The organism is uncultured Parasphingopyxis sp. (assembly GCF_937129435.1).
Taxonomy (GTDB): domain Bacteria; phylum Pseudomonadota; class Alphaproteobacteria; order Sphingomonadales; family Sphingomonadaceae; genus Parasphingopyxis.
On the sequence record NZ_CAKZNF010000047.1, the window covers coordinates 1 to 20,701 of the forward strand.

At 64.0% G+C, this 20,701-nt stretch carries 24 protein-coding genes, 1 tRNA gene and 2 pseudogenes; 17 read left to right on the forward strand and 10 right to left on the reverse strand.

The features are described 5' to 3' along the window. The first annotated feature begins 20 nt into the window (after positions 1-20). Positions 21-476 carry a phenylalanine--tRNA ligase beta subunit-related protein gene (locus Q0139_RS15520; RefSeq protein WP_367180736.1) on the forward strand — a complete coding sequence of 152 codons (456 nt, stop codon included), beginning with the start codon at positions 21-23 and terminating at the stop codon, positions 474-476. A gap of 575 nt (positions 477-1,051) precedes the next feature. Here the strand turns inward: Q0139_RS15520 and Q0139_RS15525 are convergent. The 4 genes and pseudogenes from Q0139_RS15525 to Q0139_RS08475 form a co-directional block, all read right to left on the reverse strand. Then, positions 1,052-2,425, reverse strand: a pseudogene (locus Q0139_RS15525) (hypothetical protein); the annotation flags it as partial. A gap of 54 nt (positions 2,426-2,479) precedes the next feature. Next, positions 2,480-3,529, reverse strand: coding sequence for a hypothetical protein (locus tag Q0139_RS08465; protein ID WP_298020117.1), 1,050 nt, complete (start codon positions 3,527-3,529; stop codon positions 2,480-2,482). Positions 3,530-3,618: 89 nt separating this feature from the next. After that, positions 3,619-4,080 carry a hypothetical protein gene (locus tag Q0139_RS08470; RefSeq protein ID WP_298020120.1) on the reverse strand — a complete coding sequence of 154 codons (462 nt, stop codon included), beginning with the start codon at positions 4,078-4,080 and terminating at the stop codon, positions 3,619-3,621. 12 nt (positions 4,081-4,092) lie between these two features. After that, complete coding sequence (locus Q0139_RS08475; RefSeq protein WP_298020123.1) at positions 4,093-5,028, reverse strand: hypothetical protein; 936 nt, start codon at positions 5,026-5,028, stop codon at positions 4,093-4,095. Between the two features lie 343 nt (positions 5,029-5,371). On the opposite strand from Q0139_RS08475, the gene Q0139_RS08480 reads away from it, so the two are divergent. Continuing rightward, positions 5,372-5,448 (forward strand) — tRNA-Asp (locus tag Q0139_RS08480). Here the strand turns inward: Q0139_RS08480 and Q0139_RS08485 are convergent. The 4 genes from Q0139_RS08485 to Q0139_RS08500 all read right to left on the reverse strand — a co-directional run bounded on the left by Q0139_RS08485 (position 5,437) and on the right by Q0139_RS08500 (position 7,070). Continuing rightward, positions 5,437-5,661 carry a DUF2842 domain-containing protein gene (locus Q0139_RS08485; protein WP_298020125.1) on the reverse strand — a complete coding sequence of 75 codons (225 nt, stop codon included), beginning with the start codon at positions 5,659-5,661 and terminating at the stop codon, positions 5,437-5,439. The genes Q0139_RS08480 and Q0139_RS08485 overlap by 12 nt on opposite strands. Then, on the reverse strand, positions 5,652-6,170 hold the full coding sequence (locus Q0139_RS08490; RefSeq protein WP_298020128.1) for a 5-formyltetrahydrofolate cyclo-ligase: 519 nt from the start codon (positions 6,168-6,170) through the stop codon (positions 5,652-5,654). Before Q0139_RS08490 ends, Q0139_RS08485 begins: the two co-directional genes overlap by 10 nt. 239 nt (positions 6,171-6,409) lie before the next feature. Continuing rightward, positions 6,410-6,700, reverse strand: coding sequence for a cell division protein ZapA (locus Q0139_RS08495; RefSeq protein ID WP_298020131.1), 291 nt, complete (start codon positions 6,698-6,700; stop codon positions 6,410-6,412). Continuing rightward, a complete protein-coding gene (locus Q0139_RS08500) occupies positions 6,693-7,070 on the reverse strand; it encodes a hypothetical protein (RefSeq protein WP_298020133.1) in 378 nt (125 codons plus the stop codon). The genes Q0139_RS08495 and Q0139_RS08500 overlap by 8 nt, the downstream gene beginning before the upstream one ends. 156 nt (positions 7,071-7,226) lie before the next feature. On the opposite strand from Q0139_RS08500, the gene tkt reads away from it, so the two are divergent. The 6 genes from tkt to Q0139_RS08530 all read left to right on the forward strand — a co-directional run bounded on the left by tkt (position 7,227) and on the right by Q0139_RS08530 (position 14,017). After that, positions 7,227-9,203, forward strand: a complete 1,977-nt coding sequence (tkt, locus tag Q0139_RS08505) for a transketolase (protein ID WP_298020137.1) — start codon at positions 7,227-7,229, stop codon at positions 9,201-9,203. A 21-nt stretch (positions 9,204-9,224) separates the two neighbouring features. Beyond that, on the forward strand, positions 9,225-10,232 hold the full coding sequence (gene gap, locus Q0139_RS08510; RefSeq protein WP_298020140.1) for a type I glyceraldehyde-3-phosphate dehydrogenase: 1,008 nt from the start codon (positions 9,225-9,227) through the stop codon (positions 10,230-10,232). 34 nt (positions 10,233-10,266) lie between these two features. Next, entirely contained in the window at positions 10,267-11,466 is a 1,200-nt protein-coding gene (gene pgk, locus Q0139_RS08515) for a phosphoglycerate kinase (protein ID WP_298020145.1), read from the forward strand. Continuing rightward, positions 11,463-11,915 (forward strand): PaaI family thioesterase, encoded by a 453-nt coding sequence (locus tag Q0139_RS08520; protein ID WP_298020148.1) that lies wholly within the window; start codon positions 11,463-11,465, stop codon positions 11,913-11,915. Before pgk ends, Q0139_RS08520 begins: the two co-directional genes overlap by 4 nt. Before the next feature lie 84 nt (positions 11,916-11,999). After that, the gene (locus tag Q0139_RS08525; protein ID WP_298020152.1) at positions 12,000-12,887 is read left to right on the forward strand and encodes a fructose bisphosphate aldolase; all 888 of its coding nucleotides are present in this window, start codon (positions 12,000-12,002) and stop codon (positions 12,885-12,887) included. 29 nt (positions 12,888-12,916) lie between these two features. Continuing rightward, positions 12,917-14,017, forward strand: a complete 1,101-nt coding sequence (locus tag Q0139_RS08530) for a VCBS repeat-containing protein (protein ID WP_298020155.1) — start codon at positions 12,917-12,919, stop codon at positions 14,015-14,017. A 32-nt stretch (positions 14,018-14,049) separates the two neighbouring features. On the opposite strand, the gene Q0139_RS08535 is transcribed toward Q0139_RS08530, so the two are convergent. Continuing rightward, the gene (locus Q0139_RS08535; protein WP_298020158.1) at positions 14,050-14,430 is read right to left on the reverse strand and encodes a hypothetical protein; all 381 of its coding nucleotides are present in this window, start codon (positions 14,428-14,430) and stop codon (positions 14,050-14,052) included. An 89-nt stretch (positions 14,431-14,519) separates the two neighbouring features. Between Q0139_RS08535 and thiE the strand changes: the two genes are divergently transcribed. After that, complete coding sequence (thiE, locus tag Q0139_RS08540) at positions 14,520-15,143, forward strand: thiamine phosphate synthase (RefSeq protein WP_298020161.1); 624 nt, start codon at positions 14,520-14,522, stop codon at positions 15,141-15,143. Here thiE and Q0139_RS08545 read toward each other — a convergent pair. Further along, the gene (locus tag Q0139_RS08545) at positions 15,140-15,325 is read right to left on the reverse strand and encodes a hypothetical protein (protein WP_298020164.1); all 186 of its coding nucleotides are present in this window, start codon (positions 15,323-15,325) and stop codon (positions 15,140-15,142) included. The two genes, thiE and Q0139_RS08545, sit on opposite strands and share 4 nt — an antisense overlap. 147 nt (positions 15,326-15,472) lie before the next feature. Here Q0139_RS08545 and efp point away from each other — a divergent pair, with 147 nt between their 5' ends. The 8 genes and pseudogenes from efp to Q0139_RS08585 all read left to right on the forward strand — a co-directional run. Next, a complete protein-coding gene (gene efp / locus Q0139_RS08550; RefSeq protein ID WP_298020166.1) occupies positions 15,473-16,036 on the forward strand; it encodes an elongation factor P in 564 nt (187 codons plus the stop codon). Next, a complete protein-coding gene (locus Q0139_RS08555; RefSeq protein ID WP_298020169.1) occupies positions 16,036-16,386 on the forward strand; it encodes a hypothetical protein in 351 nt (116 codons plus the stop codon). The genes efp and Q0139_RS08555 overlap by 1 nt, the downstream gene beginning before the upstream one ends. A 4-nt stretch (positions 16,387-16,390) precedes the next feature. Next, the gene (locus Q0139_RS08560) at positions 16,391-17,209 is read left to right on the forward strand and encodes an inositol monophosphatase family protein (protein ID WP_298020172.1); all 819 of its coding nucleotides are present in this window, start codon (positions 16,391-16,393) and stop codon (positions 17,207-17,209) included. After that, a complete protein-coding gene (locus tag Q0139_RS08565) occupies positions 17,206-18,501 on the forward strand; it encodes a hypothetical protein (protein WP_298020174.1) in 1,296 nt (431 codons plus the stop codon). The genes Q0139_RS08560 and Q0139_RS08565 overlap by 4 nt, the downstream gene beginning before the upstream one ends. Positions 18,502-18,584: 83 nt before the next feature. Continuing rightward, a complete protein-coding gene (gene ndhC, locus Q0139_RS08570) occupies positions 18,585-18,962 on the forward strand; it encodes an NADH-quinone oxidoreductase subunit A (RefSeq protein ID WP_298020180.1) in 378 nt (125 codons plus the stop codon). Between the two features lie 29 nt (positions 18,963-18,991). Then, complete coding sequence (locus tag Q0139_RS08575) at positions 18,992-19,510, forward strand: NADH-quinone oxidoreductase subunit B family protein (protein ID WP_298020183.1); 519 nt, start codon at positions 18,992-18,994, stop codon at positions 19,508-19,510. 3 nt (positions 19,511-19,513) lie between these two features. Next, complete coding sequence (locus Q0139_RS08580; RefSeq protein ID WP_298020177.1) at positions 19,514-20,314, forward strand: NADH-quinone oxidoreductase subunit C; 801 nt, start codon at positions 19,514-19,516, stop codon at positions 20,312-20,314. 94 nt (positions 20,315-20,408) lie between these two features. Beyond that, positions 20,409-20,701: pseudogene (locus Q0139_RS08585) on the forward strand (NADH-quinone oxidoreductase subunit D); the annotation flags it as partial.

Consider the following 20,701-nt stretch of genomic DNA (forward strand, 5'->3'; position numbering starts at 1 on the left):
ATCTGGTGTTCCTGCTCGTGGTGTTGGCGCGGCTCGACAATGGACCGGAGGCGTTGGGTGGTGTTATCGGCGGCGAAGCGTCCGGCTGCACTGAAGCTACCAATGATGTGTTTGTGGAATCGGCTTTCTTCGATCCCGTCCGCACGGCGATGACCGGGCGCGTGATGCCATCGGCCACGAGGACCGAGCGTTCGCGCACCAGCTCGGCGCGCATCGGCGCATTGGCGAAATTGACGGTTCGCGTCAGCGTTTCGACGACCGTACCGTCGGCGGCCAGGATTTCGGCGCGGAGCGTGTTGCTGCGCGGATCGATTCCGATGCCGCGCCACAGGCTCACCGCCATTGTCCGCGCCTCGTTCTGGCGCAGTCCGTCAAACGCCACCGGCTCAACGGCTTCGCCATTCAGGCTCAGCCGAACCGTCTGGCCCGGCAGATGCATGATCGCGACGCGGAGCACGCGGCTGCGCGGATTGTGATCCTCGGCCGGGAACAGCCAGGCGATCCCGGGCTCGCGCCCGGTGAACCAGTCGCGCTCGGCGCCGGCGGCCTCAGCATCGGAAACCACCTCGGGGCGCGGTGCGGTGGGTGTCGACCCGGCGGGCGCTTCGCGCGGCGCGACGGCGGCGACGTGGAAATCGACCCGGCGCAGCGACCCGCCGAAACCCTCGACGAAGCGGGAGAAGGAGCGGCCTGCCGACCGGGTGTTGCGCGCGCAATCGACTGCCGCCCGGTCGAGCGGCAGCGAATGTTCGTCGATCTGGACGACGTGCAGCCCGGTACGGACGCCTTCGAAATGATAGCGCCCATCTTCGTCGGTCACGGCATAGCTGCCGTCTTCGAGCATGACACGGACTCCGGGAACGCCCGGTGCGGTTCGCGGATCGATACCACAGCCGCCATCGATCACGCGCCCGATGATCGTCATCCGGGTGGCGATCGTATCGCGTTCGATGCGGATGGACGCATCGGCGGTCGCGCTTTCCATGCCGATATCGTCGGTAACGGTGGCGCTGTTGACGGCCACGCCGTCGCGCGCCTGGGGCAGCACTTCGGTGACATAGGTGACGAGCGCGGTCTCGCCCGGTGCAAGGCGCGGTATGGCGAGCTCGAACCGGCTGCCATCGGCCGCGATGGTGGCGGCGGCACCGGCCGGTTCTCCGCCTATCCGCAGGCTGTCCGGACGCAGCCGCAGCGCAGACGGGAGAATATCGGTGATCGTCAAAGCTTCGGTCGCGCGTGTGGCATCGCGGCTTCCCACGACGATGCGGAACGCGATCGGGTCGCCGGGCGAGGCGACCTGCCGGGATGCAAGCTTTTCGATTCGCAAGGGCGGCGGCGGCCGGTCGAGCGGCACGTCGAGCGCGACGGAGGTCAGCGACGAATGCACGAACGGGTCACCATAAGACCCGCTGATCAGCCGGTAGCGATGTCCGTCGGGTGCAACGAGGCCCGACAGTTCATCGGGACTTCGGCGCGAAATGCCGAGATATTCGGGCGGCGGTTCGATCAGCAGGCGGTATCGGCCAGGCGCGACCAGCGGGAACAGGAATTCGCCGGGTGCCAGCGCTCCAGGCGCGGCCTGTCCGCGGATGCCGGCCGTGGCGAAGGACGACTGGGTCGGCCCCCCCGATGTTACTGTTGCGGGAAGGGGGGTAACGCCGTCGGCATCGAAGACTTGTGCCACCTGGCCGGTTGCCGCGTCGATCAGCGTCACGCGCGCGCCATCCACAGGTTCGCCGGTCTCCGCATCGAAGACTATCGAACCGAGAGCGATCAGAATATCGACATCGAGTTCGAACGTCGCCGTGCTGCCGATGCCGGTGAGCATGAGACCAAGAGGCGATCCGGGCCGGACCGAGAGCACGCAATTGTCCTGAACCGGCGAGGGCGGCATGGCGCGCGTCCGCAGCCAGGCGGTGAAGATGCCGCTATCGGGTGCCGTTTCGACGAATTCGACCGTCTCGCGGTCGCCCGTATCGGTTTCGATAACGACCTCGAACCGTTCGCGAGCCGAAGGATCGGCATTGCCCGCCGCATAATCGACTACGAAGACCAGCGGCTCGCCCGGATTGATCGCGGTCGCCGGCGCGAGGGTGGCCGGATTGCGCTCGAATGACGCATAGGGACCGCCGATGTCCGGCACCGTGCCGTCTGCGAGCGTGCAGCTGGCCGATGCGAGCGGGTAGCGTCGGTCACCGCCCTCATCGAGGCGGTATAGGGCTATGGCAGGCGGCGTTTCATCCGGTTCCTGCACGAGAATGTCGACGCGGTTGGACGGCATCCTGTGCGTCGCGCCGGGCTCTCCCCATTCGACATGCGCGACATTGCTGACCGTCCGCTGCGCGTCGGCAGGCGTCCCCGCGAGCCATAGCGCGGCGAACAGTGCGAACAGCGCCGCACACAGATGGATGATCGATTTGGCCATTGATTTCAACGGGTTTGGGCCGCCGGGTCCCCCGATCCGGCGGCCCAATTCCGTTTAGTCGATGGTGGCCCGGAAGGTGACGACTTCGGTCGTGCCCGCCGAAACGGTGCCGAGAGGCGCGGTCACGTCGGTGCCGTCGAAGCTGCCACCGGCACTGCCGCCCGAACAGCTGTCGTCGGACGTATCGCCCGGCGTGCCATTGTCGTCATAGCTGCCGCCGATCAGGATCGAACCGCCGACGAACGTCGTGTCGGCCGGAACGGTATCGGTGATCGTGACGCCGGTCGCGTCAGCGCCGCCCGACGCATTGGTGACGGCGATGCAATATTGCACGGTCGCGCCAGGAATATTGAAATATTCCGTGGCCCCGGCGATCGGATAGCCCGTGGCCAGCACTTCGCTGATCTTGACCGCCGAAAGCGCTGCCGCAGCAACAGTGTAGTCGTCATTGTCGAACGAAATACCGTCGAACGTGCCGTCGGCATCGGCGAAGACCGTATCTTCGACAGCCGCGTCGTTGCTCGAGGATTCGGTGATCGCGGCGCCGAGCGAGGACACTGCGCCGCCTTCGCGGACGGTGCCGGTCAACCGGATACCGGCGACATCGCCCGTGGCACGGCCATTGGGAATATCGGCAATCACGAAGACAAGGCGCGTTTCGTCCTCGGCCATCTCGTCGAGATAGGTGATCAGCGTATCGCCGCTGTCGTAGCTGCCATCGCCATCATCGAGATAGATCTGGAAGCCCGACACGTCGAAATTGTCGGTGCCGCCATGCGCCGCGGCCGAATTGGTCGCGGCGAGGTTGATGTCGACGACATCGTTCGACGAGTTGGTGACGTTGAACGCGGTAACCGCATCCTGCTGGTTCGGCGCGACGGTTGTCGTCACATTGCCCTGTTCGGCAACGCTTGTGTTGATCTTGCGATCGACCACGAAGGTGTCGGACGCGGTCACGTCGGTCTGGTCGACGCCGCCGACCTGAAATTCGACAGTGACGGTGTTGGTGATGCTCGAGCCCGCCGTGGTGCCCGCTGCGAATGCCGGTTGAACCCCCAGCACCGCAATCGAAAGACCACTGGCAGAAAGGAGCAATTTCGTCATATGAGTCATTGCTTTAATCCTAATACTGGCAGTCGGTCGTGCCCTTCACCCCCCGGTCCGCGGGCACGTCAGCGGTACTCAAAATGCGGCTATCGAACGGTGCCGCGAAATGTGATTCGACCCTCGCCACCGGCCGGGATCGCCCGATCCAGGATCCAGCGGACATGGGTCACGTCTTCGTTGGTGGCCGGTCGAACGGCGCCGTCTTCGCCGGTGATCGTGAGCGCGCTCAGCGCGCCCCAATGCTCGCCGCCATCGACCGAAAATTCGGCGCCCGCGTCGTTGGTGTCGCGAAAGGCGACGGCGTCGGGCAGCGGATTGACCACGCGGAAATTCTCGGCCGGTTCGGCGCCCTCATTGTGATAATCGAGCACGAACAGCAGATTGTCCCCGGGCACGACGCGCGCCGGCTCCTCGAGCGTCATCGAGACGGTGCCGTCGGGCATCTGCTCGCTGCGTTCGACCAGGACCGTGCTTTCGAGCGCGACATCGCTGGCGATTGCGCCCGTCATCGGCAGAGTAAGGGCAAGAAATGAAAGGAAAATTTTCATGGCTATTCTCCGTCAGTCGATCACGACCTGAAAAGTGATGGTGTTGCTGGTGCCGGCCGCGACGGTGCCGAGATCGACGGCGATCGCGCTGCCGTCATAGGATCCGGCATCGGCATCGCCGGCGCTGTCGGTCAGTCCGCCGCCGTCGAGCGTGATGCTGCCCGCGACGTAGCTGGTGTCCGCCGGGATGCTGTCGCTGATGACGACATTGGGTAGCGAGCCCGAGCCCGTGACGCTGGAAACCAGTGTGTAGGTGATCGTCGATCCCGGCACCTGCGTCGCCCCGCCGAACGGATCGGCGATAACGGCCGATTTGACGAGCGCGATCAGCGCCACGGCGGCGGCATAGAAACCGCTGTCGTCGTCCGATGCGCCCGTTGCGCCGACCACGGCATTGCTGCCGCCTTCGCCGGCGCCGGCAAAGACCGTTCCGGGTACGCCGCTGCCGGTTTGCGCAGTGGCCGTGAGGCCGACTTCGCTGCGATCGCCATCGCCTACCGATCCCGGGATGTCGCCAAGGATAAACACGACGATCGATTCGTCAGGGTCGAGCGAGGGCGGGCTGGCGGCGTTATAGGCGGTGTCGACACCGGCATCATAGGAACCGTTGCCGTTGCCATCGATGAAGATGCTGGTGGCGTCGGGATCGAAATCGTCGCCGCCCAGGCTGGCATTGGCGGCCAGAACCATGGGTTCCGGACCGTTGCCACCGTTGGTCACGGTAAATGTCAGGACGGAATCGTCTTCGTTCGGCGCGACACCGACATCGCCCGGATCGTTGGAGACGACGTCCACGTCGAGGATTTCATCGACGACGAGTTCCACGCTGTTGGAATCGATCGAGACGGTCGCACCGCCCGGCCCGTCATAGCTGGCCGAGGCTGTGTTCTCGATCGTCGTTCCGGCGAGCGTACCCGCCGCATATGCCGGCATTGCGGTCGACGCCATCAGCGCTCCTGCAATACCCACGTAAAGATGTGCGCGACAATCGCGCTTGCACGAAAAAGCCATATCTGTGTCCCCCCGCGTTTTGTGCGGTCGGAAAGGGATATGGCGCTATACGGCTAACAAGATGTAAAATATTACTCTTGTTGTTACCCGTAAAACTCAAATTGTCTGGAACTTTCGTTCAATTGACGCGTTTTCTTGTGTTGATGTGAATCGTCTATTCACGAACTTGGTAAATAAAGAGTTAACCCGATACTCTATCCTGCGGAATGCTTCTCGGGCGGCGATGCGCCGCTTGACAGCTTCGGGCACCTCGCCTAATTGCCGCGCCTCCCAACACCATGCGGGTGTAGCTCAGTTGGTTAGAGCGCCGGCCTGTCACGCCGGAGGCCGCGGGTTCAAGTCCCGTCACTCGCGCCATTTTCCTGTTTCCATCCAGGTCAGAAGCCGCTTCAGCGGCAAGATCCAGATCCAGACGATTCCCGCCGTCACATAGATGACGAGCTGCAACAGGCCGTGCAGTTGTCCGATCCACGGCGATGCACTGGCGATGGCCACGCACCAGATCGCGATCAGCAGCAGAATCAGCAATATTCCCGCCGGTTTGCGCCAGCTCGGCTCTTCTACCTGCATGCGATCCACTCCTCGGGTGTGACGAGGAAATCCAGCGGTTCGTCCCACCTGTCCGACATAAGCGCTTCGGCGATCTGGCACGGCCAGGCGATGCCGACCACGGTAACGGGCCGTTTTGCGCGAATCGCCGCGATCGCCCTGTCATAATGGCCGCCGCCCTGGCCCAGCCGGCGTCCGCTGCGATCGGCGGCGATCAGCGGGGCGAGGATAAGTTCGACATCGACCGGCTCCCCGTCACAAACAAAGGTCATGACATCGCCGCTGGGGTCGAAGGTCGGGAAGGCTATTCGAATTTCGTTGGATTTCCAGCGGTTTAGCGCCGGTGCGATATCAAGCTCGGACCCCATGACGTCATAACCCGAAATGACCGCGGGAAGCCCGCCGGGGAGGTTTTCCTCGATCTGGTCGGCGATATCCTCGCCCGCACGCTGCCGCGCGTCGGCGGATAGAGAGCGCACATGTTCCTTGCGAAGCGCGCGATAGCGCTTGCGGAACTGCGTTTTCATCATGGTCGCATACCTTGACTATGAAGGCGCAAAGGCGGTGGCGGGGCCGCCATGGCCGTTTGCCCGAAAATCCTCTGACGCCAGTAACGTCAGGTGGGCGCCGTTTGCACCGGACCCGGACCCTATCTCAGATCCCGCAACCCGGGCAGGGACAGCTCCCTTGGATGTTGTATCGCCTCAGGGATTATCGCAAAGGCTCGTACCGGGCAGCTCCCGCCACGACCGATCTAGGCACGGTCTGCCTAGCGCGCAAGGCGCGCAGCGAGCGTTTCGGCGCGTTCGGCGAGGGTTTCGGCGCGTTCGGCGAGACCGTCTGTCCCCGCATTTTCGCGCATTTCGTCGACTTCGTCGGCCAGAAGCAGCGCAGCGAAGAGCAGATCGCGCGCCTCGCCCAGCTTTCCGCCGACCGATTGTCGCGCATTGCTGACCTTTTCGTCGACCATCCGCGCCAGAGATTTGAGCCGCTCTTCCTCGCCGTCCCGGCAGGACACGGTATAGCTATGGCCGCCGACGATCAGCGTGACATCAGCCATGAGTGCCGCCTTCTGGCGCTTGTGCCAGGATCCGGTCGATGCCGGACACGGTCTTTTCGGCGGCAGCGCGCAATTGCGCGTATCTCGCCTCGATCGGCGCAGTATCGGCAGGCGCGGCGGCGCGATCGGCCAGTTTCGCGCGCAAAGCCGCGATCTCCTGATCCTTCAGCCGGGTAATGTCGGCGAGATCCGCTTGCAATTTCGCGATCGTCCTGTCGCGATCGGCAAGCAGCGCTTCGCTGCGCTGCGCTTCGTCATCCGCACGATTTTCGGCGGCGAAGAGATTGGGTGTGTCGGCCTGTCCGCGCTCGATCCGCGCCAGCGCGGCTTCGAGCTTGTCGAGAGAGACGTTAAGCGGCGGACTTGCCATGGCATATGAATAGCATGGTCGGTCTTGCGGGCAAGCCTGTTGATGGCCCCCTGTTGACGATGAGCGTGACGCGGACCAATGGTCGCGCGGCCTTGCCGACTCGCCTTTTTGCGCGACAGCGAACCGCCGGATCGGCGCCAACGGGAATTCGTATCGATGACGGTCACACATATCCAGCTCGCTAACGCGATCCGCGCGCTTTCGATGGACGCGGTCCAGGAAGCCAATTCGGGCCATCCAGGAATGCCGATGGGCATGGCCGACGTCGCCACAGTGTTGTTCACACGATATCTCAAACACAATCCACAAGACCCTGATTGGTTTGACAGGGATCGCTTTGTGCTTTCGGCCGGTCATGGCTCGATGCTGATCTACTCGCTGCTGCATCTGACGGGTTACGACCATCCGACGATGAACGAAATCCAGCATTTCCGGCAGCTCGGCAGCCCCTGTGCCGGCCATCCGGAAAACTTCCTGCTGAAAGGCGTGGAGACGACGACCGGACCGTTGGGGCAGGGGCTGGCTACGGCGGTCGGGATGGCGATGGCCGAACGGCATCTGAACGCGCAGTTCGGCGACGATCTGGTCGATCACCGAACCTGGGTGATCGCCGGCGACGGGTGCCTGATGGAAGGCATCAACCATGAGGCGATCGGCCTGGCGGGGCATCTGAAGCTCGGGAAGCTGACCGTTTTCTGGGACGACAACAGCATCACCATCGACGGCGGGACCGAGTTGTCGACGAGCGAGGATATCCCGGCCCGCTACGAGGCGGCGGGCTGGCACGTTTGCGAGTGCGACGGCCATGATCCCGATGACGTTCGCATGGCGATCGAGAAAGCGATCGCCGATCCGCGACCTTCGCTCGTCCGTTGCAAGACGATCATCGGCTATGGCGCGCCGAACAAGCAGGGCACGGCCGCGACGCACGGTGCGCCGCTTGGCGAGGACGAAATCGATGCGGCGCGCGAGGAACTCGGCTGGCATGCACCGGCCTTCCTCGTTCCGCCGGAGATCGAGGAGGCCTGGGCGGAGGCCGGAAAGCATTCCCAATCCAATTATACGGAATGGCAGCAACGCCTCGCAAGGCATTCTGAAAAGACCGAATTCTCGCGCCGTATGAATGGCGATCTTCCCGAAGGAGATGACGCTATGACGTCATATCTGCAGGGTCTGATCGACGATCCGCAAAAGGTCGCGACGCGCAAGGCCTCCGAAATGGCGCTGGGTGCGATCAATGCGGCGATCCCCGAAACGGTCGGCGGCTCTGCGGATCTGACGGGTTCGAACAACACCAAGACCAAGGATATGGAGCCGTTGACCGCCGACAATTACGGCGGCCGCTACGTCTATTACGGTATCCGCGAATTCGGCATGGCGGCCGCGATGAACGGGATGGCGCTGCATGGCGGCATCATCCCCTATGGCGGCACATTCCTGATCTTTTCCGATTATTGCCGTCCGGCGATCCGGCTATCGGCGTTGCAAAAGGCGCGCGTCATCTACGTCATGACGCACGATTCGATCGGGCTGGGTGAGGACGGGCCGACGCACCAGCCGATCGAGCAAGTCATGAGCTTGCGCGCCATGCCCAATTTGCAGGTTTTCCGCCCCGCCGACGCGGTCGAAACGGCCGAATGCTGGGCACTGGCGCTGAAATCGAAGGCAACGCCTTCGGTACTCGCGCTGACCCGGCAGGGCCTGCCGCAGCTGCGCGACGATGTGTCGGAAAACCGGTGCGCCAGGGGCGCCTATCGCGTCCGTTCCGCCGGCACCGGGCGGCAGGTGATCATCCTCGCCACCGGTTCGGAGGTGCATGTCGCGATCGAGGCGGCCGAAAAGCTCGAACAGAGGGGCATTGCCGCCGATGTCGTCTCGATGCCGTGCTGGGAGCTGTTCGAGAAGCAGGACGAGGCCTATCGCGCCGACATCCTGGCGGATGGCGAGGACGTGCTGCGGGTTTCGGTAGAGGCGGGTGCCACGCTGGGCTGGGAGCGCTATACGGGCCGTAACGGCCTCAATATCGGGATCGACCGGTTCGGCGCATCGGCGCCGGCGCCGGTCTTGTTCGAATATTTCGGCTTCACGCCGGGGGCGATCGCGACGCGGATCGCCGACAAGATCAAAGGCTAATTCAGGAAGGAGTTCAGTTTCATGGCAGTCAAGGTAGCGATCAACGGTTTCGGGCGAATCGGGCGGCTCGTCGCCCGCGCGCTGTTGGAGCGGGACGATCACGATTTCGATCTGGTCGCGATCAACGATCTTGCCGATGCTAAGGCCAACGCGCTGCTCTTTCAGTATGATTCGACCCATGGCCGCTTCCCGGGCGAGGTGAGCGCGTCGGACGACAGCATCACCGTTGGCGGCAAGACAATCGCCGTGACCTCCGAACGCAATCCCGGCGACCTGCCGCACAAGGATATGGGCGTCGACATCGTGCTCGAATGCACGGGCTTCTTCCAGTCGCACGAGGCCGCCGAACCGCATCTGACCGCCGGAGCGAAGCGCGTGCTGATCTCGGCGCCCGCCAAGAATGTTAGCAAGACGGTCGTCTTCGGCGTCAACCAGGACAGCCTGACCGCCGACGACGTCATCGTTTCCAACGCCAGCTGCACGACCAATTGTCTCGCACCGGTTGCGAAGGTCCTGCACGAAACCGTTGGAATAGAACGTGGTTTCATGACCACGATCCACAGCTACACCAACGACCAGCGGATGCTCGACCAGATGCATTCGGACATGCGCCGGGCGCGCGGCGGGGCACAGAACATGATCCCGACGACTACGGGCGCGGCCCGCGCCGTCGGCCTCGTCCTGCCCGAACTGAACGGCAAGCTGGACGGCAGCTCGGTTCGCGTTCCGACGCCGAACGTGTCGCTGATCGATCTCGTTTTCACGCCGGGCAAGGACACATCGGCGGACGAGCTGAATGCCGCGCTGAAAGCCGCTGCGAACGGCCCGATGAAGGGTGTTCTCGATTACACCGACCAGCCGCTCGTGAGCTCCGATTTCAACCACCAGCCGGCCAGTTCGACCGTCGACAGCCTCGAAACAGCCGTTCTCGAGGGCAAGCTGGCACGCGTCGTCAGCTGGTACGACAATGAATGGGGCTTTTCGAACCGCATGATCGACACCGCGGGCGTGATGGCGGGGCTGCTCTAGAGCTTTGCGCAAAGCGGCAGGAAAGCGTGACGTCATGACGGCATTCAAGACCCTGGACGATCTGGAGGACGTGGCGGCCCAGCGCGCCCTGGTCCGCGTCGATCTCAACGTTCCGATGGATGGCCTGCGCGTCGCCGATACGACGCGGCTCGAGGCCGCGGTGCCGACGGTCAAGGCGCTTTCCGACATGGGCGCGAAAGTGCTGCTGCTTTCGCATTTCGGAAGGCCCGAGGGCACGCGCAATCCCGATATGTCGCTGGAAATGATCCAGGGGCCGCTCGCGCGCCTGATCGGCCACAAGGTGCTGTTCTTTCCCGATTGCGTCGGTGCCGATATCGAAAGGCAGATCGCCGAAATGGCGCCCGGCGATGTCGCGATCCTGGAAAATACGCGCTTCCATCCGGGCGAGACCAAGAACGCCGACCATCTCGCCGATGCGATCGCGGGACTTGGCGATTTCTTCGTCAACGATGCCTTTTCGGCGGCGCACCGCGCGCATGTCTCGACCGTGGGCCTCGCCGAACGGCTGCCTGCCTATGCGGGACGCGCACTCGAGGCAGAATTGACGGCGCTCGAAAAGGCGCTCGGCAGCCCGGAACACCCCGTTGCCGCCGTCGTCGGCGGCGCCAAGGTTTCGACAAAGCTTGCGGTGCTCGAGAATTTGGTCGGCAAGGTCGATCACCTGATCATCGGTGGCGGCATGGCGAACACCTTCCTCGCCGAACGCGGTGTCGATGTGGGAAAATCGCTGTGCGAGCATGATCTGGTCGGCACGGTGGCCAGGATCGCCGAAGCGGCGGACAAGGCCGGTTGCACGATCCATCTTCCCTATGACGTCATGGTGGCAAAAGAGTTCGCGGCGAACCCGGAGAGCCTGCGGACGTGCAACGTCCACGAGGTCGCCGCCGACGAGATGATCCTCGATATCGGACCGGCCGCCGTCGAGGCGCTGGGCGACGTGCTGAAGACCTGCAAGACCCTCGTCTGGAACGGCCCGCTCGGCGTTTTCGAGACGCCGCCCTTCGACAAGGCGACCGTCGCATTGGCGCAGACCGCGGCCGCGCTGACGCAGGAAGGTTCGCTGGTATCGGTGGCGGGGGGCGGCGATACGGTCGCCGCACTCAACCATGCCGGTGTGGGGGGCGATTTCAGCTTCGTCTCGACCGCCGGAGGCGCTTTCCTCGAATGGATGGAAGGCAAGGAGTTGCCGGGCGTCGCGGCGCTGGCGAAATGAGCGAGAACGAAGCCGTCGGCGCCGAAGGCGGGCTCGTTCCTGTCACTGAAGGCGAATTCGCCGGCTGGTCGGTCTGGCAGAGCGACGCCTTCGAACAGCGCGCCGGGCCATTCTACGAGAAGATCGAAGAGGACGGCAGCGCGCTGTGCGCCTTCCGCGCCGAACCGCGGCATATGAACGGCGGCGGTTTTATGCATGGCGGTTGCCTCATGACCTTTGCCGACAGCGCAATCTTCGCGATCGCGCGCGAGGCGATGGGCGACAGCCACGGCGTCACGCTGAACATGACATCGGATTTTCTCGCGCCCGCTTCGGTCGGCGAACTGATCGAAGCGCGCGGAGAGGTTGTGCGAGGCGGCGGCAAGACGATTTTCGTTCAGGGGCTGGCGACGGCAGACGGCCGCCCGGTGCTTCGATTCAACGCGATCATCCGCAAGATCAGGCGCTGAACCAAGGCCGCCGAACTTTCGTCAAGTCCGGCCCCGGCTTATAGGGGCCAGCGATTCGCAACCAGGCAACACAGGGAAATTTCGATGACCGATCCGAAGATGATGGAACAGATGCGCGACGGCCAGGGCTTTATCGCCGCGCTCGACCAGAGCGGCGGTTCGACGCCCAAGGCGCTTGCGGGTTACGGTGTCGATGAAAGTGCCTGGTCGAGTGACGACGAGATGTTCGATCTCATCCACCAGATGCGCACCCGGATCATCACCGCGCCGTCCTTCGGCAATGGCAAGGTGATCGGCGCCATCCTGTTCGAAAAGACGATGGACGGCGAGGCCGATGGCAAGCCGGTGCCCGAGGCGCTGTGGGATCGCGGCATCGTGCCGTTCCTGAAGGTCGACAAGGGGCTGGAAGGCGAGGACGACGGCGTCCAGATGATGAAGCCGATGCCCGAGCTCGACGCGCTGTGCAAACGCGCCGTCGCCAAGGGCGTTTTCGGCACCAAAATGCGCTCTGTCATCAACAAGGCGAGCGAAAGCGGGATCGCTGCGATCGTCACCCAGCAGTTCAAGGTCGGCAAGCAGATCCTGAGCCACGGCCTGATGCCGATCATCGAGCCCGAAGTGAACATCAAGAGCGCCGATCGCGCCGCAAGCGACAAGATCCTGCTCGCACAGATTACCAAACAGCTCGATGCACTCGACGACGGGCAGCAGGTGATGCTGAAACTGTCGATTCCGGTCGAACCCAATCTCTACAAGCCACTGATTGATCACCCCAAGGTGCTGCGCGTCGTCGCGCTGTCGGGTGGATATTCAACCGACGAGGCATGCGCGGAACTGGCAAAGAACGAGGGCATGATCGCGAGCTTCAGCCGCGGGCTGCTGCAGGATCTGCGGGCCAGCCAGAGCGATGAGGAGTTCGACGCGACGCTGGGCGGCGCGATCGATCAGATTCACGCGGCGTCGGTTACCTGAGCACCGGGCGCACCAAAGGGCCGGTAAGGATGCGGTTCGCGCTGCTTGCCGCGGTTGCCGGGCTCGGTGCGGCTCCGGCGCAGGCGCAGGATCGCGATTATCGAATCAACCCGCTGCTGCTGTTCGAATTTCCGGCGCAGTTCACGGCCGAGGTGGAATTGGCCGATGTCGACGGCGACGGCGATCTCGATGTGCTCGCGGCCAATGGCCGGCACTGGGCGCAGCAGGATCTCGTGCATATCAACGCGGGCAATGGCCGGCTGCTCGAAGCGCGTCCGATCGGCGGGCTCTCGGCCAGCTATGTGATCCGCGCCGGCGATCTCGACGGCGATGGCGATGCCGATATCGTCGTCGTCCGCGACACATTGCCGGCGATGGTATTTCACAATGACGGCGCGGGGCATTTCGAGATAGCTTCCGAACTGTCCGGAAGCGGCGGCGCGGCGCGGGGTGCGCGGCTGGCCGATCTGAACGGGGACGGCGTTCTCGATCTCGTGATCGCCCGGCGGCGCGATGCGGATCTGGCATTTCTCGGTGACGGCAGGGGCGGCTTCGGCGCGGCCCGTGAATTGCCCGGCACCGGCGGGGCGTCCACCGATATCGCTGCCGCCGATATCGACGGCGATGGCGACACCGATCTCCTTGTCGCCTCGCGCGACGGCGATCCCAGCCTCGTCCTGCTGAACGACGGCAGCGCCGCGTTCGTGGCCGCCGCCCTGCCGGACAGCGAGGGCGACAACCGCAAGTCGGTCGTCGCGGATTTCGACGCAGACGGCGCGATCGATCTTGTTCTCGGTTCGGTGGAAGGCGGGTTGCGGCTCTATCGCGGCGATGGGGCTGGCAGCTTCACGCCGGGCGATATCTTCGCGGCCGGGGCGGGGCCGGTCCAGGCGCTGATCGCGGCCGATGTCGACGGCGACGGCGCGGTCGATCTCGTCCAGGGCACCGAGGAATTGCCCAATTCAGTGCATTGGAACGACGGCCATGGCGTTTTCGCGACGCAGCGGCTCGATGCCGAACCGGCCGACACCTATGGCGTTGCGGTCGGCGATATGGATGGCGACGGCAGGCCCGATATCGTCTTCGCCAATTCGCAGAGTCCCAACGAGGTGATATTCGGCCGCGAATAGGCGTGAATTTGTCTTCGGCGCGGGCTTTGGCCCTAAAGGCCGCCATGAAATTGGAAGGCGAAGCGATAATCGCCTGGTGCGATTTCGCTGCCCGTCTGCTGTTCGGGCGTTACCGAAACCAGCGCCAACGCGCCGTCTGCGACATGCTGCGGCTCACCCAGCGTCAGGTCCATCGAGCGTCGCCACGACCCGCCGAGAACATTCACCCGCAGGATCAAGCGACCGGCCCAGATGCAGCGGGCATTCATCGGGCAACGGCTGTCCTCGATCACTTCGATCGGCGTTACCACCGGCCCGTCGACAAAGGCGGCTTGGCCCATTGCGACCGGGCCTTCGACGGGCACCGGTTCGGCACGGACAGTGGCGCAGGCGGTGAGAAGGGTGCCGGCGAGGATGGCTAACGCGGTCTTCATGGGTGGGTCATTGCGCTTCGATCCCTGCACCATCGCTTAATGGCGAAATGGCCTTCGCGTTGCCGGTCGCGCGCGCTAAGGGGGCGCGCATGATCGATCCTGGCTGCCAGCTTTATCTGATCTCGCCCCCTGAGATCGGCGGCGATTTCGCCGAGCGGCTTGCCCGCGCGCTTGATGGAGGGCCCGTCGCGGCCTTCCAGTTCCGCGTCAAGGATCTCGACCAGCACGAAGCGGCGCGGCTGGCCGAGCCGTTGCAGCGAATTTGCGCCGATCGCGATGTCGCCTTCGTCGTCAACGATTCGGTGGCGCTGGCGAAGCGCCTCGGCGCGGACGGGGTGCATCTGGGGCGGTCGGACGGCGATATCGCCGAGGCGCGCTCGATCCTCGGCCCGTCGGCGCAGATCGGCGCGACCTGCCATGACAGCCGCCATTTCGCGATGGAGGCGGGGGAGGCAGGCGCCGATTACGTCGCTTTCGGGGCCTTCTATCCGAGCGATACCAAGGCAACGACGCACCGGCCCGAACCGGAAATCTTGTCCTGGTGGTCGGGCCTGTTCGAACTGCCCTGCGTCGCCATCGGCGGGATCACGGCGGACAATGCCGCGCCGCTGGTCGAGGCGGGTGCCGATTTTCTCGCCGTCAGTGGCGCCGTCTGGAGTCATGAAGAGGGCGAAGCGGCCGGTGTGGCCGCCTTCGCCGAAATACTAGGCTAGGCCGCCAGGTTCTCGTCCTTGCTCGCCGTGAAGGCCACGGCCCGGCGGTTGAGATCGGCCTGATGCTCGGCATCGATCGCCGTATCGTCATTGTTCGCCGCAGGTTCCGACGATGTTTCGCGGTTCTTCGATTTGCCGAACAGGCCGGCCAGAGGCGGCAGTACGGTTTTAGGCGTAAGCATGACATTACCCTCGCTACTACGCCTGATCGTATAGCGCGGCCGAGCAACGGTTGATTGTACGAAATCGACAGAAGATCGCGTCCTTGTGGGAAATGGGCGCGGCTGTTAGAGGGCGCGCCTGCTCTTTTCGATCAAAGCGAGACATTCATGAAGATCAGCGGCGTGGACATCCGTCCCGGCAACATCATCGAATATGAGGACGGGTTGTGGCGCGCGGTGAAGATCCAGCACACCCAGCCTGGCAAGGGCGGCGCCTATATGCAGGTCGAGCTGAAGAACCTGATCGACGGCCGCAAGAACAATGTCAGGTTTCGTTCAGCCGAGACGGTCGAGAAGGTCCGCCTCGACACGCGGGAATATCAGTATCTCTACGCAGAAGGCGATATGCTGACCTTCATGGACAAGGAGAGCTTCGAACAGGTGAGCCTGCCCGCGGACATGCTCGGCGATGCGGTGGCCTTTCTTCAGGACGGCATGGACGTTATGCTCGAACTCTACGAGGAAAAGCCGCTGAGCGTGCAGCTCCCCGATCAGGTCGAGGCCGAGATCGTCGAGGCCGATGCGGTCGTGAAGGGGCAGACGGCCTCGTCGTCCTACAAGCCTGCGATCCTCGACAATGGCGTTCGCGTCATGGTCCCGCCGCATATCACGTCGGGCACGCGCATCATCGTCGATGTGTACAACCAGGAATATGTAAAGAAGGCAGACTGATGAGAAAATTCGTACTGAGTATCGCCGCGTCGACACTGGCCGCGGCCCCCGCCATCGCCCAGGATGCGGCAGTCCAACAGGCACAGCCGACGGCGCAGCAGGTCCAGACGGCCGCGCAGCACTACGCGATCATCGCCGGTGCGCTGCAGTCCGAAGACCTGCCCGATACGGTGAAGAACCAGCTTTTCGTCTGCCTCTACAGCGCTTCGGTTCGTGAGATCAGCGAGAACGTCACCCAGGTGCTCGCCCAGAACGAGCAGCTGAGCGCCGACAATCCCGAGCATGTGCAGGCGGCCATTGGCGCGGTCTGCGGCGTCCAGGCACCGGCAGCCGCGGAAGCCGCCGAGTAATCATATGCCCGCGCGGTCCGGAATCATCACGGTCATGGACCGCGCGGCGCGCAAGGCCGGGCGGTCGCTGGCGCGCGACTTCGGCGAGGTCGAACATCTGCAGGTCTCCAAGAAAGGACCTGCGGATTTCGTCTCCAAGGCCGATCAGAAGGCCGAGCGCATCCTGTACGACGAGCTGCTCCAGGTCCGCCCCGATTGGGGCTTCCTGCTCGAGGAAGCGGGCGAGATCGCCGGCGAAGAGGGCAAGCCGCGCTGGGTGATCGATCCGCTCGACGGCACGACCAACTTTCTCCACGGCATTCCGCATTTCGCGATCTCGATCGCGGTGCAGGAACCCAAGCTCGATGGCAGCGGCTGGGGCGAGATCAGCGCGGCCATGGTCTACCAGCCGCTGAATGACGACCTGTTCTGGGCGGAAAAGGGGAAGGGCGCCTTCCTGCACGACCGTCGACTGACGGTATCCGCTCGTCGAAATCTGCATGAAGCCGTCGTCGCGACCGGGATACCGTTCAAGGGTCATGGCGATTTCGACCAGTTCCACAAGATTTTCGATGCGATCGCGCCTGAAGTTGCGGGCATTCGCCGGTTCGGCGCGGCATCGCTCGATCTCGCCTGGGTCGCGGCGGGCCGCTATGACGGCTATTGGGAAGCGGACCTGCAGCCATGGGATGTAGCGGCGGGGATGCTGCTGGTGACCGAGGCGCGCGGTTTCGTCACCGATTTTCGCGGCGGCAGCCAGATGCTTGGCCGCGCCGAATATCTCGCCGCCAACGAAGCGCTGCACTCGCGCATTCACAAGCTGGTCGCCGGCGCGTTGCGATGAATTCCGCCTTGCGCCTTGCCGCCGCGTTGTGGATCGCGGGGCAGGGCGTTGCCATGGCCGACACGAATGGCGGCGACTGGCCGGAGATCGTCCCCGCCGATCAGGCCGGACCGCCCGAACTCGCCGCCATGGCCGAGGACTTTGCCTATAGCGGGCTGATGCTTCGCCGGATCGCCGGTGCAACGTTGGAGAGCGATCCGGTAGCGGCGCGCGAGGCCCTCCGGGGCCTGATCCGCGCTGGTGGTGCCCTGTCGGAAGCGGGAATGGCCCAGGTCCGCAGCCTGTTCGACGATGCCGGCTGGGAAGAATTCCGCGCGCTCGCGGCGCATAACGCGGTGCCGATCCGTCGCAGCGTGGCGGTGGGCGAGGTGCCCGCCGAGTTCGGCCTGATCGAGGGGCTCGTTCATGTCCCGATCGGCGACAATATCCTCGTTTCCAGCGTTACCGACCGCACGATCTACCTGCTGCGCGCCGATGGATGGGAGCGGTTCGCCAGCCGCGGCGTCGCCACGCCCGATGGCGAACTGCGCATGGGCAGCCCGATGGGCATGGTCTATGACATCGATCGCGGTTGGATCTGGGTCGCCTCATCGGTCGTCGACCAGACGCCGGAAGGCGACAACGCCTTTTCGGGGCTGATCGGCATCTCGCCCGACCAGGCCGAAATTCTCTGGCTGCCGGCTGAAGAAGGCGCACAGCCGGGCGATGTCGCGCTCGCGCCCAATGGCGATGTCTATGTGAGCGATGCCGCGCAGGGCGCGGTCTATGTTCGCCGGGTCGGCGCCACCGAATTGGAGCGGGTGATCGAACCGGGCCGGCTGCGAAGCGCCCAGGGTCTCGCCGTCGCGCCCGATGGTTCGGCGCTGATCGTCGCGGATTACAGCTACGGCCTGGCCCGCTACGACTTCGAAAGCCGCGCGCTCGATCAGGTTGAGGCGTTCGACGGCGCCATGCTCGACGGGATCGACGGGCTGATGCGCCACGGCGGCGACCTCGTTGCCATCCGCAACGGCGTGCGCCCGCATGCGATTTTTCGTCTCGGCATCGATCCGGCCGGACGATCGGTGCGCCGGATCGAGCCGCTCGAACGCGCCCATCCGGACTGGGGCGAGCCGACATTGGGGACGGTTTTCGGCGATACGCTCTACTATGTCGCCGATGCGCGCTGGCCCGATTTCGGCGAGGGCGGCGCGCTCAACGATGGCACTACGCCGCGGGCCACGCATATTCGCGCTCTGGACCTGTCTAATGCGAGCGATTCGCAGGAAAATCCGGCGGATTCCAGCCGCTAGCGCCCTTGCCCTGCTGCGCTGCAGCGCCTAGAAGCGCGCCCAAGTTCAACGAGCCCCCGCGAGTCCCGGTTTTGCCCGAAACAATTTCCGTCAATCTTGCAGAATATCTGCCGATCCTGCTGTTTCTCGGCGTTGCGCTGGGCCTGTCCTTCGCCTTCGTCGTGCTGCCGATGATCGTCGCCAAATTCACCGGCGCGTCGCAGCCCTATGCGAACAAGCTGACCGAATATGAATGCGGCTTTCCAGCCTTCGAGGATTCGCGCAGCCAGTTCGACGTGCGCTTCTACCTCGTCGCCATCCTCTTCATCATCTTCGATCTGGAAGCGGCGTTCCTCTTTCCCTGGGCCGTGACTGTCTTCGATCTCGGCTGGGTCGCCTGGATCGCGATGATGGTATTCCTCGTCGAACTCGCCATCGGCCTTGCCTATGCATGGAAGAAGGGAGCGCTCGAATGGGAGTAGGCGACGTCACCAATCCGGACATCAGCCATATGCCGCCCGCCGAGCGCGCGCCGGATATGGACTATTACAATGCCCTCAATGCCGAGGTCAGCGACAAGGGTTTCCTCGTCACCTCGACCGAGGAGCTGTTCCAGTGGGCGCGCACGGGCTCGCTGTGGTGGATGACCTTCGGCCTCGCCTGCTGCGCGGTCGAGATGATCCACGTCAACATGCCGCGCTATGACATGGAGCGGTTCGGCGTCGCGCCGCGCGCCAGCCCCCGCCAGTCGGACGTGATGATCGTCGCGGGCACGCTGTGCAACAAGATGGCCCCGGCGCTGCGCCGCGTTTACGACCAGATGAGCGAGCCGCGCTACGTGATCTCGATGGGCAGCTGCGCCAATGGCGGCGGCTATTACCATTATAGCTATTCGGTTGTGCGCGGGTGCGACCGCATCGTGCCGGTCGACATCTACGTTCCCGGCTGTCCTCCGACCGCCGAAGCGCTGCTCTACGGCGTCATGCAGCTGCAGCGGAAGATCCGCCGCGTCGGCACGGTAGAGCGCTAGGCCATGGCAAGCCCGGCGCCCCGCATCGCCTCTAACGACGGCGTGCTCGACGCGGTGAAAGCCGCGATCGGCTCGGTCGTGCTCGACAGCAAGCAGGCGGCCGACGAGATTTCGGTGACGGTCGATCGCGACAGCCTGGTCGAGACGATGACGGTGCTGCGCGACACGCCGGGTCTCGAATATCAGCAGATGATGGAGATTGCGGGCGTCGACTATCCGGGGCGGCCGGAGCGGTTCGATGTCTGTTATCATTTGCTCTCATTGACGCGAAACCACCGCATCCGGATCAAGGTGACGGCGGACGAGGAAACGCCGGTTCCATCGATCACCGATCTGTGGCCGAATGCCGGCTGGCTCGAGCGCGAAGTGTTCGACATGTACGGCGTGATTTTCGAAGGCAATCCGGACCTTCGTCGCATCCTCACCGATTACGGGTTTCGCGGCCACCCTTTCCGCAAGGATTTCCCGCTCACTGGCTATGTCGAGATGCGCTATTCCGAAGAGCATAAGCGCGTGATCTACGAGCCTGTCGAACTGGCGCAGGATTTCCGCACCTTCGATTTCATGAGTCCCTGGGAAGGCGCCGAATATATCCTGCCGGGCGATGAAAAGGCGCCGCAGGCCCCCGGCGCGCCGAGCCCGGTCAAGGCCGGCGAGCTGAAGGACAAGAAGAGCGACGTCGAAGGCGAGCCGAGCGAAGGCGATCCCAAGACGACCGAGGATACGTCGGACACCGGCGCCGGCGCTGCTGCCAATGTGAAGGCGGCCGAAACAAGCGACGAGAAGAATGGGGGGAAGGTGTGAGCGTTTCCCTGTGCGTCATTCCCGCGAAGGCGGGAATCCATCACCCGCCCTCGGAGCTGGATTCCCGCCTTCGCGGGAATGACGGAGGACTGTGATGGCTGACTATCTCGAAGAAATCGAAGGCGAGACGGACGGCGCCGATCCGACGACCGGCGATACAGAGATCGCCAATTACACGATCAATTTCGGCCCGCAGCACCCGGCGGCGCATGGCGTGCTGCGCATGGTGATGGAGCTGGACGGCGAGATCGTCGAGCGCGTCGATCCGCATGTCGGCCTGCTCCATCGCGGCACCGAGAAGCTGATCGAATACAAGACGTACATGCAGGCGCTCCCCTATTTCGACCGCCTCGATTACGCTTCGCCGCTCTGCCAGGAACACAGTTT